At 66.1% G+C, this 15,223-nt stretch carries 6 protein-coding genes; 4 read left to right on the forward strand and 2 right to left on the reverse strand.

Annotated features, from left to right (window positions below):
- Positions 1–5: 5 nt before the first annotated feature.
- Entirely contained in the window at positions 6–2,222 is a 2,217-nt protein-coding gene (locus N0B28_RS17070; protein ID WP_275727703.1) for a TonB-dependent siderophore receptor, read from the reverse strand.
- Positions 2,223–2,618: 396 nt separating this feature from the next.
- Between N0B28_RS17070 and N0B28_RS17075 the strand changes: the two genes are divergently transcribed.
- Positions 2,619–4,745, forward strand: a complete 2,127-nt coding sequence (locus N0B28_RS17075; protein ID WP_275727706.1) for a methyl-accepting chemotaxis protein — start codon at positions 2,619–2,621, stop codon at positions 4,743–4,745.
- 198 nt (positions 4,746–4,943) lie between these two features.
- The gene (locus tag N0B28_RS17080) at positions 4,944–6,095 is read left to right on the forward strand and encodes an aminotransferase class V-fold PLP-dependent enzyme (RefSeq protein WP_275727707.1); all 1,152 of its coding nucleotides are present in this window, start codon (positions 4,944–4,946) and stop codon (positions 6,093–6,095) included.
- A 105-nt stretch (positions 6,096–6,200) separates the two neighbouring features.
- Here the strand turns inward: N0B28_RS17080 and N0B28_RS17085 are convergent, their stop codons facing one another.
- Entirely contained in the window at positions 6,201–7,580 is a 1,380-nt protein-coding gene (locus N0B28_RS17085; RefSeq protein ID WP_043861150.1) for an amino acid permease, read from the reverse strand.
- 531 nt (positions 7,581–8,111) lie between these two features.
- Between N0B28_RS17085 and N0B28_RS17090 the strand changes: the two genes are divergently transcribed.
- Both N0B28_RS17090 and N0B28_RS17095 read left to right on the forward strand, forming a co-directional pair.
- Positions 8,112–8,516 (forward strand): hypothetical protein, encoded by a 405-nt coding sequence (locus N0B28_RS17090; RefSeq protein WP_043861149.1) that lies wholly within the window; start codon positions 8,112–8,114, stop codon positions 8,514–8,516.
- A gap of 93 nt (positions 8,517–8,609) precedes the next feature.
- Positions 8,610–15,191, forward strand: coding sequence for an SDR family NAD(P)-dependent oxidoreductase (locus N0B28_RS17095; RefSeq protein WP_275727710.1), 6,582 nt, complete (start codon positions 8,610–8,612; stop codon positions 15,189–15,191).
- Positions 15,192–15,223: the final 32 nt, after the last annotated feature.

Consider the following 15,223-nt stretch of genomic DNA (forward strand, 5'->3'; position numbering starts at 1 on the left):
GCGGCTCAGAACGAGATGTTCAGTGCCGCGAACAGCGCCCGGCCCGGCTGGTTGTAGGTGTTGGCGCCCGAACTGCTGGCGTTGCCACCCCGGTGGATCTGCTTGTCGAACACGTTGTTCACGCCAAAGCGCACGTCGTAGTTCTTGGTGATCTTGTAGCCGGTGCTCACATCGACCAGGCCGTAGGCTTCGACGTCCTGCTGGGCATCCAGGTCGTAGTTCTGCTGGGTGCGGTAGTTGTAGGTCGGCGACTTCTGCTTGCCGAAGTAGGTACCGGCGACCTGGAACGACAGCTTGTCGGTGGCACGCCAGTCCAGGGTGCTGTTGACCGTGTACTTGGGAATCACGCTCAGCGGCTCGCCGGTGTCGCGGTTGTCGTTGTTGAGCATCAGGGTGAGGTTGGTGTTCCAGTCCAGCGACGGGGTCAGCTCGACGAAGAAGTTGCCTTCCACCCCTTCCACCAATGCCTTGTCGGCGTTTTCCCAATGGGTCACGCGGCGACCGCTGTTGATGTCGTAGATCACGTCGGTGCCACCGATGATCTTGTTCTTGTAGTCGTTGCGAAAGTACGTCGCGCTGGTGCGCCAGGTGCCACGGTCGTAGAGCAGGCCGATTTCCTTGTTGACGCTGGTTTCGGGGTCGAGGTTGGGGTTGCCCTGCAGGTAGCAGCCACCGTTGTTGGTCTGCTGGGTGCTGCAACCGTTGCCCCGGCTGTAGAGCAGGTAGTTGGGGTTGGCCTGGTACAGGTTCGGGGTCTTGTAGGCCCGTGCGATACCGCCCTTGACGGTGAGGTCGTCGGTGAGCTTGTGCGCCACGTTCAGGCTCGGGCTGTAGTTGTCGCCGAACTCTTCGTGGTGGTCCAGGCGCAGGCCCGGGGTGATGGTGGTGTCGCCGATCACGATGTTGTCTTCGGCGAACAGGGCGAAGCTCTTGGCCGACATCTTCGAGTCGCTGCGATCGAAGCCTGCGATTTCATTGCCGGCACCACCGCTGGGGTCGAAGCTTTGCGGGCGCAGCGAGCCCTTGTCGTTGAGCACTTCGTACAGGTACTCGCCACCCAGGGTCAGCACATGTTCGCTGCTGTCGAGGCTGAACGGCAGGTTCACTTCGCTGGACAGGCGCGTGTTGCGCAGGCGCGACATGTCGGCACCGGTGTCGTTGATCGAGCCTTCCGGGCCACCGGCCAGACCTTCGTTGAGGCGCCAGTTGCGCACGTATTCATACGACAGCGACGACTTGGTCGAGCCCCACTGGAAGTCGCCCAGGTGCGTGAGGTCGTAGGTGCTGCGTTGCATCACGTTGGTTTCGTGGCCGTACAGGCTGGAGATGCGCTCCACGTCACCGCCGCCGTTGCTGTTCATGGTGTCGCCGGCGTAGATGTTGCCCTGGCGGCTGTAGCCGCTGCCCAGCTCCAGGCGGTGTTCATCGTTCAGGCGCCAGCTGAGCAGGCCGTTGATGTCCTTGTTGCGCACGCCTTCGCGGCCGGCCACCAGCGCGCTGTTGGCGCTCTTGGCGTTGATGTCCAGGTCATCGGCGTCGGTCTTGGCCAGGCCGCCATACACACGGAACGCCAGGTCGTCGGTGAGGCCGCCGCTGAGGCTGAAGTTGGTGCGCTTGCTGGCGCCTTCGGCGTGGTCTTCGGGCAGCGTGGTGAACAGGCTGACGTTGCCCTGCAGCTCCTGGGTGGGGCGCTTGGTGATGATGTTGACCACCCCGCCCATGGCGCCGGAGCCATAGCGTGCAGCAGCCGGGCCGCGCAGGATCTCGATGCGCTCCACCGCCTCGGCCGGTACCCAGTTGGTTTCGCCGCGGGTGTCGCGGTCGCCGTTCCAGCCGTAGCGCACTGCGTTGCGGGCGCTGGAGGGCTTGCCGTCGATCAGGATCAGGGTGTTTTCCGGGCCCATGCCGCGCAGGTCGATCTGGCGGTTGTTGCCGCGCGCGCCGCTGGCGCTGTTGCCGGTGAGGTTGACCCCCGGTTCGCGACGGATGATGTCGGACAGGTCGTTGGCGGGCGGGTGACGCTTGATGTCCTCGGCGGTGATAATCGAAGAGCCCAGTGCCTGCTTGGCTTCCTGCTCGGCGGTGACCATGGTGTTCTGGATCACCAGGGTGTTCTCGCCGTTCTGCTCGTCATCGGCCTGGGCCGAGGTGGCAATCAGGGCCGGCGATGACAGCGCGACAAAGGCCCAGGCCAGGCTGTTGGGGGTACTTCTGGACTGCATTTCACGTCTCCGTCACATCAAGCACAAGGGCAGCCTGCACGGCAGGGCTGCCACAAAGAGACGCCAAATATAATGATTCTCAAATGTGTTTAAATCTTATTTACGAAATTTACATATGGTTCCGCCTGGGCTGATAACCAATCTGTCTAATTTAATAAACAAACCATCAGTCATCACCCGCGAAAAAACGGAAAAATCGGCAATTTTGCGTTTTATCTGCGAGCACCCCGCCTCAAAGTGGAAATATTAATTGACACTTGTCTGTCAATTTTCTTATGGTCCTTGCCTCCTGTATGCCATCACTGCGCCACCCCTGCCGAGCACCGCCCAACGATGCCCACCCGCGATCCAGAGCGGGCCGTTGCTGCTCGACACCGTGAAATCAAGGACCTGATCATGTTGCTGCGTCGCCTGCGAATTCAATGGAAGATCACCTTGCTGGCGGGCCTGTGCCTGCTGGCCGTCGTGGTGGTGCTGATGGTGGCGACACGGGTGCAGTCCTCGCGCAGCGCCACGCTGGTGAGCAGCGCCAGCACCCAGATGCTCGACCAGAACGCGCGCCTGCGCCTGCACACCTACGCGCAGCTGCAGGCGGCGCAGATCCAGCGCTACTTCCAGAGCGCCTACCTGTACGGCAACGGTTTTGCAGACCTGGTGATGTACCTTCGCGCCCAGGGCAATGGCGACCTGCGCCAGGCCCTGACCCGCGAAACCGAACGGGCGCTGGGCAACAACCCCGAACTGCTCGGGCTGTACCTGGTGTTCCTGCCCGATGCGCTGGACGGCAAGGACGCGGCCTTCGTCAACCAGGCCGGCGCGGGCAGCAACGAGGCCGGACGGTTCTCGTTGTACTGGTCGCAGCCCAGCCCCGGCACCCTGGAGCGCGAGGCGATGCCTGAATCGATGCTCGCCGACACCAGCGTCTCGGCCAATGGCTCGGTCTCCAATCGCTGGCTGACCTGCACTCTGGAGAGCGGTGACACCTGCATGGTGGAGCCCTACTTCGACACCGTGGGCGACCGCACCCCGCTGACCACCAGCATCTCCATCCCTCTCAAGCACAACGGCAAGCTGATCGGCGTGCTGGGTGTGGACATCAGCCTGGACAACCTGCAGCTGCTGAGCCTGGAGGGACGCAAGGACCTGTTCGACGGCAACGGGCAGGTGAGCATCGTCAGCGCGACCGGCCTGCTGGCCGGGCACAGCGAGGACAGCGGCCAGTTGAGCAAGCACTTCGAGCAGGTGTTCGGCACCGACTCCAGGGCCCTGGCCGAACAGATGCGTGCCGGCAAGGCGGCCGAATTCAACGACAACGGCCTGCTGCAGGTGAGCCAGTCGTTCGCCCCGGTGCCCGGTGCCCAGCCGTGGAGCGTGCTGCTGGAGGTGCCCGAGCAGGTGCTGCGTGCGCCGGCCGTGGCACTCAACAATCGCCTGGACACCTACAATGCCAGCGCCAACCTCAGCAGCCTGTTGATGGCACTGGTGGCCGCGGTGGTGGGGTTGCTGGTGATCTGGCTGACCGCGCGCGGCGTGACCCGCCCGATACTGGACGTGGCGGCGATGCTCAAGGACATCGCCAGTGGCGAGGGCGACCTGACCCGGCGCCTGGAGCATGCGGGCAAGGACGAGCTGGGTGAGCTGGCGGGCTGGTTCAACCGGTTTCTCGACAAGCTGCAGCCGGTGATTGCCGACGTGAAGGCCTCGGTGCACGACGCACGCGGCACCGCCGACCAGTCGGCGGCACTGGCCAGCCAGACCAGCGCCGGCATGCATCAGCAGTACCGCGAGGTGGACCAGGTGGCGACGGCGTCGCACGAGATGAGCGCGACTGCGCAGGATGTGGCGCGCAACGCCGCGCAGGCTGCCGAGGCTGCGCGCGGCGCCGACCATGCCAGCCGCGAAGGCCTGGAGCTTATTGGCGACACCACCCGCGCCATCGAACAACTGGCCGGCGAGATGACCACCAGCATGCAGGAGGTGGAACACCTGGCCACGCGCAGCGAGCAGATCGGCTCGGTGCTGGACGTGATCCGTTCGATTGCCGGGCAGACCAACCTGCTGGCATTGAATGCCGCCATCGAGGCAGCGCGGGCGGGGGAAGCCGGGCGTGGCTTTGCGGTGGTGGCCGATGAAGTGCGCAACCTGGCCAAGCGCACCCAGGACTCGGTGGACGAGATTCGCGTCGATATAGAAGGGTTGCAGCAAGGCACCCGCGAGGTGGTGGAGGCCATGCACAACAGCCACCGCCAGGCGCAGGACAGCGCGGCGCGTGTGGAGCAGGCATTGCCGGCCCTGCAGCGCATTGGCGATGCGGTGGCGGTGATCACCGACATGAACCTGCAGATCGCTTCGGCGGCGGAGGAACAGAGTGCCGTGGCCGAGGAAGTGAACCGCAACGTGGCGAGCATTCGCGACGTGACCGAATCGTTGTCCGGGCAAGCCGAGGAATCGGCGCAGATCAGCCAGACACTCAACCGGCTGGCCAATCATCAGCAGGGGCTGATGGCGATGTTCAGGGTGTGATGGGGTTGGCGAGGCGCAACGGTTTAGGCATGAATACGGTCGGCGGCGCGCCATAACGAAAAAAATACTAACTCTTTGGATTCAAATAGAAGATTTTTTCTATAAAAACCAAACAAACCGAACAACAGTCAAAAATTTTCTCCGTCATCGTCGGTAGGCTACCTACCTGCCCTTCACGTGCACAAAAAGACGATGACCATGCCAGAACTACCGCTGTACCTCGACTACGCCGCCACTACTCCGGTCGATGACCGGGTGATCGAAGCCATGCTGGCCTGCCTCGGCCGCCAGGGCAATTTCGGCAACCCCGCCTCCACTGGCCACGGCTATGGCCAGGCCGCCCGACAGGCCGTGGACCACGCGCGCCAGCAAGTGGCCGACCGGGTTGGCGCTACCGCAGACGCCCTTGTATGGACCTCGGGCGCCACCGAGTCCAACAACCTGGCCCTCAAAGGCATTGCCCAGGGCCAGCCTGGGCGCCGTCACCTGATCACCAGTTGCCTGGAGCACAAGGCGGTGATCGACACCGCCCATGAACTGGAGCGCCAGGGCCACACGGTCACCTGGCTCAAGCCCGATGCACAGGGGCTGATCCAGCCCGAGGCCGTGCAGGCGGCCTTGCGCGAGGACACCGCACTGGTGTCGTTGATGTGGGTGAACAACGAACTCGGCACCCTCACCGACATTGCCCGCATCGGCGACATCGTGCGCGAACACGGCGCACTGCTGCACGTGGACGCGGCGCAGGCGGTGGGCAAGGTGGCCATCGACCTGGGCACGCTGGCGGTCGACCTGATGTCGTTTTCGGCGCACAAGGTCTATGGGCCCAAAGGCATCGGTGCGCTCTACGTCGGCCCGCGTGCGCGCCCCGTGCTGCAGGCGCAGATGCATGGCGGCGGGCACGAGGGCGGTATGCGCTCGGGTACGCTGGCCACGCATCAGATTGTGGGCATGGGCGCGGCGTTTGAGCTGGCGGACGTGCAAGGTGATGCGCAAAGCATGCGCATCGAGCAACTGAGCCAGCGCCTGCGTGAAGGCTTGCTGGCCCTGCCGGGCGTGACCCTGAATGGGTGCGCGCAGCAGCGCATCCCGCACACCTTGAACCTGTGCATCAGCCGCAGCGGGTTCAACAGCGCGCAGGTGGCCGGCAGCCTGGCGCTGTCGTCGACCTCCGCGTGCAGCTCGGCCACCCAGGCCCCTTCGCATGTACTGCTGGCACTGGGGCTGGATGCCGGCCAGGCGCTGAGCAGTGTGCGGGTGAGCGTGGGGCGGTATACCGAGATGGCGGATGTGGAGCGGGCGATCGAGGTGTTCAGGGCTGCGCTGCAGGCGCCGGCAGGGTTCTGGTAAAGCGGCTGCAGGAGCCGGCCTTGCCGGCGATGGTGCGTACAGCACCCCTGGCCCGGCATGGCCGGGCATCGCCAGCAAGGCTGGCTCCTACACCCTTGCCACGGCTTACTCGGCTTGCACGTAAGCCGCCGGTTTGTCGGCCACCCGATTGCGCTTCACGAAATAGGCCACCACCACCAGCACCGTGGTGGCCGCGATGAACCACAGTTGCAGGCGCGATGCCGGGTCGATGGCCTGGCTGCCGATCACGGCGAGCAGCGCAAGCAGTGCCACGACGTTGGCATAAGGGAAGAACCAGGCGCGGAAGGCCTTGGGGTCGACCGGTTCGTGACGGGTTTTCAGGCGCATGGCCAGGTGGGCAATGATGATGAAGATCCACACGATCATCACGAAGGTGCCGCTGCTCTTGGCCAGGGTCATGAACAGGTCGCCGCCGCTGAGAAAGTGCACGGTCAGAATCGTCAGGCAGATGCACAGGCTGAGCAGCAAGGCATTGAGCGGCACGCCCTTGGCCGTGGTGTGCGAGAACAGCTTGGGCGCATGCCCACGCTGGCTCAGGGAGAACAGCATGCGCGAGTTGGAGAACATGAACGAGTTCATCACCGACATGAACGAGACGAACAGCACGATCTTCATCGCCACCGCCGCGCCGCCGAACCCGGCCAGGGTGAACAGCGACACATAGGGCGACGCCAGGTTGGCCTTGTCGGTCCACGGCAGGCACAGGATCAGGATCGACACCGAGCCCACGTAGAACAGCATCACGCGCAGGATCACGCTCTTGATCGCGCGGATCACGTTGCGGCGCGGGTTCTCGGACTCGCCAGCCGCCACGGCGGCGATTTCACTGCCGCCCAGCGAGAAGATCACCACGATCACCCCCGCCATCACCGGCGACAGGCCATTGGGCATGAAGCCGTCGTGCGCGGTCAGGTTCACCAGGCCAGGGGACGGGATGTCGCTGTGCAGGCCGAGCAGTATCGACACGCCCAGCAGCATGAAGATGAGGATGGTGGCGACCTTCAGCGCGGCCAGCCAGTACTCCACTTCGGCGAACGACTTCACCGAGTAGGCGTTGCTCGCCATCAGGGTCACCAGCATGATGAACGCGCCCGCCCAGATCGGCAGCCAGGGCAGAAAATCATGCAGGATGGCGCCCAGCAGCACGGCCTCCAGGGTGATCGTCATCATCGACTTGAACCAGTACAGCCAGCCGACGGTAAAGCCGGCCCACTCGCCCAGGTACATGTTGGCGTAGGTGGAGAACGACCCCGCATCGGGGGTGCGGCAGGCCATCTCGCCAAGCATGAACATCACCAGGGTGACCACGATGCCGCCGATGAAATACGACAGGATCGCGGCGGGGCCGGCCGACGCGATCAGCGAGCCGGAGCCCATGAAAAGCCCGGCCCCGATCACGCCCCCCAGCGCGATCATGGTGATGTGACGTTGCTTCAGGCTCTGCTTGAGACTGTTGGATTGCATTTCCTTTACCTCTCTTATTATTGGGAGAAGACGGCAACGTTCTGCAGCGAGATGACGCGTCACGCTTGCAGAAGGCCGCTCCTCACGCAGGCATCGTCATGTGCCTGCGCCGCACGCTTCAGCCTTTTTCAGGCAATGGCTATCAGGGTGGCACCTTGGACGGCAAGGCCGGCCACCTCAAGCGATTTCTGCGCACAACATCCTGCATTTTTTTCCTGAGGGGCTGCAGCAGGTTTGTGGTAGGCGGCGAGCGAGTGGGCCCTGACGGTCATGTGCCGGCAGGGCTCGCAACTATCGGATAAATAAAACTTTATTCACCCGGTTATTACTTGATAACTTCACCTGCCGTGAAGCGGTTGATAACGTTTTAAGTCTCGCGCCCTAAGTAGTACGACTCTCGACCCGGCTCCCCTTCTTTGGTATTCCCCCACCGCGGCTTGCTTGACACACAAGTACCGCCCTCGCAATGCTTGCCCCCAGCAAAACCCCACGATGAATAACAACAATAACAATTGAACAAGGAGTTCGCCGATGCTTGGCTACTATGCGCAATACAGTAGTGTGTACATCACCACCCTGATGATCGTGACCACGCTGTTCTTCGCCCTGCCGATCTTCATTGCGCCACTCACCTGGGCGCGCCTGATGCAATGGACCATCCCGGAACATACCCACCTGGCCATCTATTTCGGCCGCTGCCTGGGCGCGTTCATTCTGGTGGTTGAAGTGGCCATGTTGCGCTCGGCCACCACCGGCACCAGTTTCAGTTATGCCTTCGACATACTCTTCGTGGTATTCACCCTGATGTTTGTGGTGCATGTCTATGGCGCGATAAAACGTATTCAGCCTATTACCGAAACACTGGAAATCGGCTTCTGGATGATTCTGTTCGTATTGAACATGCTGTTCTACCCCACCACCAGCATTACCCTTTAATACCTGACCCAGCCACTTGAAGGCTGACGCCACCGCGGCGTCGGCCTCTGTGTGCCTGCCCGTCGCCTGTCAACTTTTATTCAGGAATTGAAGATGCTCGATACCGAGGAAGCCCGTTCGCACGCCGCCTTGATGGATCTGGTGCGTCAACTGCTGGAGCAGGCGACCGGTGTCGAGGCCCACACCCTGTACAACGATGCGCCCTTCCACGAGATCGGCCTCACGTCGCTGGCCATCCTGAATTTCAACGAGCTGATCCAGCCCCTCTTCGCCGACCTGAACAAGACCCTGCTGTTCGACTGCCGCTGCATCCGCGACGTTGCCACGCACCTGCTGCGCGAGCATCCGCAGGCCAGCGCCAGCTACCTGCAGGGCCGCCCGCCCAGCCCGCCCCCACCGGCCGCAGGCGTCGAGGCCTGGCCCTCGATTGCCCCCCTGGCGTCGTGCAACGAGGAGCCCGCTGGCGATATCGCCATTGTCGGCCTGCATGGCCGCTTCCCCGGTGCCGACGACCTGGATGCGCTGTGGCGCAACCTGCTGGCGGGTGTCGACTCGGTGAGCGAGATACCCGCCGAGCGCTGGCCGCTGGACGGTTTTTTCGCCGCGGGCACCGACGCCCGCAGCAGCGGCCTGAGCTATGCCAAATGGGGCGGTTTTCTACCCGATATCGATCGGTTCGATGCGCAGTTCTTCGCCATCGCCCCGCGTGAAGCCGCCTGCCTCGACCCGCAGGAGCGGCTGTTTCTCGAATGCGCCTGGCATGCCCTGGAAGACAGCGGCCACCTGGGCGAGCGCGGCCAGTTGCTGCGCGGCGCCCAGGGTGCGCTGGATGTCGGCGTGTTCGTCGGGATCACCAGCAACACCTACCCCCTGCTCGGCCCTGCCCTGTGGCAGGCCGGGCAACCGGCGATCCCCAGTGGCCTGCCGTGGTCGGTGGCCAACCGGGTATCGTTCGCCCTGGACTTGTGCGGGCCGAGCCTGGCCATCGACACCGCCTGCTCGTCATCGCTCACGGCATTGCACAGCGCCATCGACAGCCTGCGCAAGGGCGAGTGCCGGGCAGCGCTGGTGGGTGCGGTCAACCTCTACACCCACCCCGCCAAGTACGTGCAGTTGTGCCAGCAGCACATGCTCTCGCCCACCGGACGTTGCCATGCGTTCGGCAGCGAGGCGGACGGTTTCGTGCCCGGTGAAGGGGTTGCGGCCGTGGTGCTCAAGCCGCTCGAGGTGGCCCGGCGCGACGGCGACCGGATACTGGCAGTGATCAAGGGCAGTGCGATCAACCACAGCGGGCGCACCAACGGCTACACCGTGCCCAGCGCCGGTGCCCAGGCCGCGCTGATCGAGCGGGCGCTGGCCGATGCCAGGGTACCGGCCGCCAGCATCAGCTACATCGAAGCCCACGGCACCGGCACGCGCCTGGGCGACCCCATCGAGTTGCAAGGGCTCAGGCAGGCACTGGGCGGGCAACACTCGGCGACCTGCCATGTCGGCTCGATCAAGGCCAATTTCGGCCACCTGGAAGCGGCCGCCGGCATGGCCGGGCTGAGCAAGGTGGTGCTGCAGTTGCAGCACCGGCGCCTGGCGCCGTCGCTGCATGCCAGGGTGCTGAACCCCGACGCCGGGCTTGAGCACAGCCACCTGCAGATCGTGCGTGACACGCGTGATTGGACCAGCGACAACGGCCCGCGCCGCGCCGGCATCAGCTCGTTCGGCGCTGGCGGCGCCAATGCCCATGTGATTGTCGAACAGGCCCCCGAACCCACACCGTCGAGCGCCAGCACGGGCCCGGCGGTGTACCCGCTGTCGGCGCGCAGCCAAGCGCAAGTGCGCGAACAGGCCGCCGCCCTGCTGGCCTGGTTGCAACGCCACCCCGACGCATCGGCCAACCAGCTCGCCTACACCCTGCAATGCTGCCGCCCGGCGTTCGACCATCGCTTCGCGCTGGTAGCTGCCGACTTGACGCAGTTGCAGGCTGGCCTGGAGCGCTTCGTGCAATCGATGCCGGGGGGCTATCAGGGCCGGCTGCTGCCCGGCACACCAACGCGAGAGCTGAGCGCCAGCGCCCCCGATGAACTGGCAGCGGCCTGGGTAGACGGCACGCTCGCCCGCTGGGGCCGCTTCTGGCCGCAGCCGCCCAGCCCACTGGCCGCGCCGCTCTACCCTTTTGCCAGGGACCGCTACTGGGTGCCGCGTGTGGCGTCGGCCGCGCCCCACGCCAGCACCCAGCTGCACCTGGATGCCGGCCAGTTCTTTCTGCGCGACCATGTGGTGCAGGGCCAGCCGGTGCTGCCCGCCGCCGCCTACATCGACTTGTGCTGCAACCAGGCGCGCCGCCACGGCCTGGACCTGCCGCTGACCCTGCACAAGCTGACCTGGGCCAGCCCGATCCGTGTCGAGCCCGGCCAGCAGCGCAGCATCGAATGCCGCAGCGAACGCACCCACGACGGTGTGCGCCTGGCGTTCCAGCCGCTGCCGGCCAGTGACCCCACCCCCAGTTTTCGTGGCGAGTGCCGCGCCGTGCAGGTGCCCGCCGACAGCCTGCCAAGCCTGGCGCAGGTGCGCAGCGAGTGCACCCGGCCGCTGGCCCTCGACGCGCTGTACCCCACCCTCGAGCGCCTGGGCATCGCCTACGGCCCCACCCTGCGCTGCATTGCCGGCGCGTGGCTGGGCGAGCAACAGGCGCTTACCGAACTGCACTGGCGCCCCGAGCAGCGCCAGGGCGAACCGCTGAGCACGCTGGACCCGGCGTTGCTCGATGCGGTGCTGCAAAGCGCCTTCGTCACCGCCGCCCAGGGCAATGCACAGATCGACACCACCTTCGTGCCCTACGCCTGCCAGGCCCTGCACGGCTACCGGCCCTTGACCGAGCGCTGCTTCGTGCACGTGCGCCCGCGGGCTGCCCAGGGCAGCCAGATGCGCCTGTACGACTTCCGGGTGTTCGATGCAGACGGCCAGGTGCTGATGGACATCGAGGCCTTTGCCTTTCGCGAGTACCGCGTCGACCCCGAGCATGCCGTGCATCTGCTCGAACCCTACTGGCAGCACCAGCCCGCCGCCCCGGCCGCGCCCGGGCCGATGCCCACCACACTGCTGCTGTGCGACGACCCGCAAGCCTTCGCCCAGTTACCCGCGCAACTGCGTGACGCCGCCTGGCGACTGGTACCCGCGCAGCAGTTCCACTACACCTCACCACGCACCGTCGAGGCCGACCTGGGCGATGCGCGCCACATCGACCTGTTGCTGCGCCTGCTGACCAGCCAGCAGCAGGTACCCGCACGCCTGCTGATCGACCTGCGCAGCACCGGCAGCCAGGACGCCGGCCTGGGCGAAGGGCTGGACGCCGCCCTGGCCACCGCTGACCTGCTGCGCCACCTGTGCCAGGGCCAGAGCACCCCCGCGCTGCATACCCGGATCGTGCTGCACCCCGGCCCTGTCAGTGCCCTTGAAGGGCTGCTGCGCTCGGTGGTGCAGGAGATCCCCAGCCTGAGCGCCAGCCTGATCGAAACCAGCCACCAGCCCGGCAGCGCAGAGCGTGAAGCGCTGGCGCACGAACTGCTTGCGGCTGAGCAGCCCGGTGTCAACCGGGTATCGCTGTGCGAAGGGCAACGCCACGTGGCGAGCCTGCGCTTTGTCACCCCGGGTGCCGGCACAGCGCCGGCGCAACTGAGCGCCGGCGATGTGCTGGTGATCAGCGGCGGGCTGGGGGCCGTCGGCCGTGCACTGGGTGAAGCGCTGGCGAGCCTCGGTGGCCTGCGCCTGGCCGTGCTGGGCCGTCGCGCCCTCGATGCAGACGCTGCCCGATGGCTGCAGCGCCTCACGCACCTGGGCGCCGACGATGCCGCCTACTGGCAGGCCGACTGCGCCGATGCCGACTCGTTGCACGCCGCCCTTGCCAGCATTCGCCAGCGCTACGGCGCCTGCCACGGGGTGATTCACTGTGCCGGGGTTCTGCAGGACGGGTTCTTCCTGCGGCAACCTGCCCAGGAGCGCGCCAGCGTACTCCAGGGCAAGACCCTGGCCGCCCGCCATCTGGATGCAGCCACCGCCGATGACCCGCTGAAACTGTTCATGGTGTGCTCGTCGCTGGCCGGGGTGTACGGCAATGTCGGGCAGAGCGCCTACGCGCTGGCCAACGCCTGGCTCGACCGCTTCGTGCAGGCCCGCCAGCAGCGCTGTGCCAGCGGCCAGCGCCAGGGCCGCTCGCTGTCGATTGCCTGGCCACTGTGGCAGACCGACAACGGCATGCAGGCCCCGGCGCCGGTGCGCCAATGGCTGGCTCGCCATGGCCTGGCCCTGTTGCCGAGCGATCAGGGGGTGGCCACGTTCCTGCGCTGCCTCGCCTTGGCGCAAGCGGTGTTGATCCCGGTGTGCGGCAAGCGCGACGCGGTTGCACGGTTGTTCGGCATCGAGGCGCCGCCTGCCCCGCCCGTGCAGGTCGCGCCGCAGGCGGCCAGCGACGCGCCCTGCCTGCTCGACTACCTCACCCGTCAACTGGCCGAGGTGACGGCCACGCCGCTGGACAAGGTCGACCCCGACACCTCGCTGGAGGTATTCGGCCTGGACTCGATCCTGGTGATGGAACTCAACGGCCGGCTTGAACAGCACTTCCCCACCCTGTCGAAGACCGTGCTGTTCGAAGTGCGCAGCCTGCGCGAGCTGGCCGCCCTGCTCGGCAACGAGCACCCGGCCGAAGTCGCCCGGCTGGCACCGGGCCCCGTGGTGGTCGAGCCGCCAGCACCCGCGCTGTCGGTGGTCACGCAGGGCACTGCCGACACCCAACGCCAGGACATCGCGATCATCGGCCTGGCCGGGCGCTACCCCGGCGCACGCGATGCCCAGGCGCTGTGGCAGCACCTGGCGGCCGGCGATGACCTGATCAGCGAAGTGACCTCGCGCTGGGAGCAACCGGGCGGCGACGACCAGCTGTATGCGCGCTGGGGCGGCCTGGTGGATGATTTCGACTGCTTCGACCCGCTGTTCTTCGGCATCTCGCCGCGCGACGCCGAGCGCATGGACCCGCAGGAGCGCCTGTTTCTGCAAACCGCCTGGCATGCCGTGGAAGACGCCGGCTACACCCCGCAGAGCCTGTGCGGGCCGCGCCAGCCGGGCGTGGAGCGACGCCGCGTGGGGGTGGTCGCGGGGGTGATGTACGGCGAGTACCAGTTCTATGGTGCGTCGAGCTGGCCCGCGCGGCCGGCGACCCTGACCAACTCCTCGTATGCCTCGATCGCCAACCGCGTGTCGTTCTGCCTGGACCTTGAAGGCCCCTCGTTCGCCGTCGACAGCATGTGTTCGTCGTCGCTCACCAGCCTGCACCTGGCCTGCGACCTGATTCGCAGCGGCAGTTGCGAGCTGGCCCTGGCCGGCGGGGTGAACCTGTCGCTGCACCCGTACAAGTACCGCATGCTGTGCGAGCTGAACTTCGCCTCCACCCAGGGCCAGTGCCGCAGCTTCGGCGCCGGCGGCGACGGCTACGTGCCGGGTGAAGGCGTGGGCGTGGTGCTGCTCAAGCCGCTGGCCCAGGCCCTGCGCGACGGCGACCACGTGTACGGGGTGATCCGTGGCAGCGAGCTCAACCATGGCGGGCGCACCTCGGGCTATACCGTGCCCAACGCCGAATCGCAGGCCCAGGTGATCGGCCGCGCCCTGCAGCGCTCGGGCCTGCCCGCCGCCAGGCTGGGCTATATCGAGGCCCACGGCACCGGCACCAGCCTGGGCGACCCGATCGAGATCCGTGGCCTGGGCAAGGCCCTGGCCGCCCAGGTACCCAGCGAGTGGCGCTGCCCCATCGGCTCGATCAAGGCCAATATCGGCCACCTGGAATCGGCCGCCGGCATGGCCGCGTTGACCAAGGTGCTGCTGCAGTTCAAGCACCGGCAACTGGCGCCGTCCATCCATGCCCAGCCGCTGAACCCGAACATCGATTTCAGCAACACGCCCTTCGTGGTGCAGCAGCGCCTGGCCGACTGGCCGGACCCTGCGGATGGCCTGCCACGGGTGGCCGCCATCAGTTCGTTCGGGGCCGGCGGCGCCAATGCCCATGTGCTGATCGAGGACGCCCCGCTGCAAGCGCCACCCGCGCCCACCGGCCCCCAGGCCTTTGTATTCAGCGCGCACAGCGCCGGGCAACTGCGCAGCTACCTGCAGCGCTTTGTCGACTGCCTGGAGCATGAACACGCCCTGGCACCGCAGCACCCCGAGCACTACCTGGGCCTGCGCTGCTTCACCACGCGGGACGTCGCCAGCACCCTGCTGCACGGGCGCCAGGCGTTCGAGCAAGCACGGTTGGCCGTGGTGGCCGACGACTTCGACGCGCTGCGCCGGCAGTTGAGCGAATGGTTGATGAGCCCGCCGGGCGACGAAGCACGGGTGCTGCTCAGTGGCCCGGCCCCTGCGCCCGAGTGTGCGGCGCTGGCCCGCACCTGGCTCGATGCGCACCTGCCCGCGACGCCGCCAGCGGCGACCCAGGCGTGGCGAAAGGTGCCGCTGCCCGGCTATGAATTCTTGCGTCGTCGCTACTGGATCAGTACGCCGCCCACGGTGAGCAGCCCACCGCTGCCGGCGCCACCGCACGCTGCGCCCGCGGTGACGCCACAAGACATTCTCGACCGCCTGGCCCGCCGGGAAATCAGCCAGCAACAGGCCCGCGACCTGCTGCGTTCGATGCTCTGAATTCGCCTGTTTCCACCTTCAAGGGAGTGATG

It is taken from the genome of Pseudomonas sp. SD17-1 (genome assembly GCF_029201585.1).
GTDB lineage: Bacteria > Pseudomonadota > Gammaproteobacteria > Pseudomonadales > Pseudomonadaceae > Aquipseudomonas > Aquipseudomonas palmensis.